Origin of the sequence: Falsigemmobacter intermedius, assembly GCF_004054105.1 — a bacterium.
Classification (GTDB): domain Bacteria; phylum Pseudomonadota; class Alphaproteobacteria; order Rhodobacterales; family Rhodobacteraceae; genus Wagnerdoeblera; species Wagnerdoeblera intermedia.
In genome coordinates this window covers 1-1,454 of the sequence record NZ_SBLC01000135.1, presented here as the reverse complement: position 1 = coordinate 1,454, position 1,454 = coordinate 1, and the positions used below count along the sequence as shown (strand labels likewise).

Here is a 1,454-nt window from a genome sequence, read left to right as displayed (position 1 = left end):
TAACGGGGTCATCCCAGTCAAGCGGTTTTGCACATGCGGGATGCGCCGCCGAACTGCGGTCTTGTCCGTTTAGGAAGTGATCTGCTTTCCTGTTCGGCAGCCTTCCCCTGAGGTCGACCCGGGTGCATGCTTCGGTCCGTGGTCGGCGCGATGGCCGCCAACATGATGCTGGTTCAATGCAATTCCGATGTGCCCATCTCATTGGCGTGCTCGATGTGATCGGCATCAGTCCTGAGCACGGCATCATCGGAACCGCGTCCCGTGGGGACCTCGAAGGCCCGCGATCAGGCGGGCAGCAGTCTGGAGCTTGCGTCTTCAGCCGGCATGATCCACCGGAGTATCGAAGCGGAAGTCGATGTCATCCTTCCACATGCGGTGCAGGATTACGGCGATACGCCGCGCCAACGCAACCATCGCACGCTTGGCACCACGACGGCGCGCAAGTTTTGCGGCCCAGGTTCGCAACCAACTCGCCCGTCCACGATGCATCATAACCGTGGCAGCCTGACACAGCGCGCGTCGAAGGTTGACGTCGCCCGCCTTGGTGATCCCGCCCGAGATGTCTCGCTCGCCCGACTGGTTTCGAGAGGGAGTCAGGCCGACCCACGGCCCGACCTTCTTCGAAGAAGTGAATCGGTCTGGATCGTCGACCGCAGATCGATAGGTCAGTGCTACAACAGCGCCGATCCCGGGCATTGACATCAACCGGCGGCAGACCGGATCTTCCTGCGCGAGTTGCCGGACATGGCGTTCAAGGCCCGCCAACTCTCGCCGTAACGCCGACCGCGCGCTGAGCATGGGTTCGGTTGCCGCTTCCAGCATCGGATTACCTATCGCCAGTTCGCGGATACGCTGTTCGAACCGGCCACGTGATATGGTGCCGACCTTGAGGCCGAAGTTCCGAAGTAGCCCGCGCAGTGACATCTCCAGTGTGATGAACCCTTGTTGCACAGCCTTGCGGGCGCTGAGCACAGCGCGAACCTCCTGTGCAGACACCGATTTGCAGTGAACTGGCCGGAACCAGCCGAGGTGCAGCAGACGCGCGATACCTTCGGCATCACGCCGGTCCGTCTTGATCGGCATGGCCTTCAGGGCGCCTTTCACTTGCCGTGTTTCCATCAGCACGACAGCTTGCCCTGCCTCAGATAACCCGCGATGCAACCACTGCGACAAGGGACCAGCCTCGAGCCCGACGGCAGCGATTGCGCCGTCCTGATCGTTGATCCAGCACGACAGCGCCTCGGGCTCGCTGGCCACCTGCGCCTCCTTCACGATCTTCCCATGCTCGCTGATCACGCAGATCGCGGTCTTCTCCAGCGACACATCCAGCCCGATAAACAGCTTCATCCCGCAGTCCTCCCTGTGGATCCGATACGGGAATGGCGCCAGCTTGCCCTCGATTCTGCAACGGAAACGGGCGGGTCGCGACGCAGGCCCCGTTACGGCATCTCATA

1 protein-coding gene is annotated in these 1,454 nt (G+C 62.0%); it reads right to left on the bottom strand.

All coding sequences use genetic code 11. The annotated features are described in order from the left end of the window. Positions 1–315: 315 nt before the first annotated feature. Positions 316–1,347 (bottom strand): IS110 family RNA-guided transposase, encoded by a 1,032-nt coding sequence (locus tag EP867_RS19580; RefSeq protein WP_128491091.1) that lies wholly within the window; start codon positions 1,345–1,347, stop codon positions 316–318. Positions 1,348–1,454 lie beyond the last annotated feature (107 nt).

What these genes read in the sequence shown, in the direction of transcription:
- EP867_RS19580 (WP_128491091.1), bottom strand. Translation starts at nt 1,347, where the DNA reads ATGAAGCTGTTTATCGGGCTGGATGTGTCGCTGGAGAAGACCGCGATC.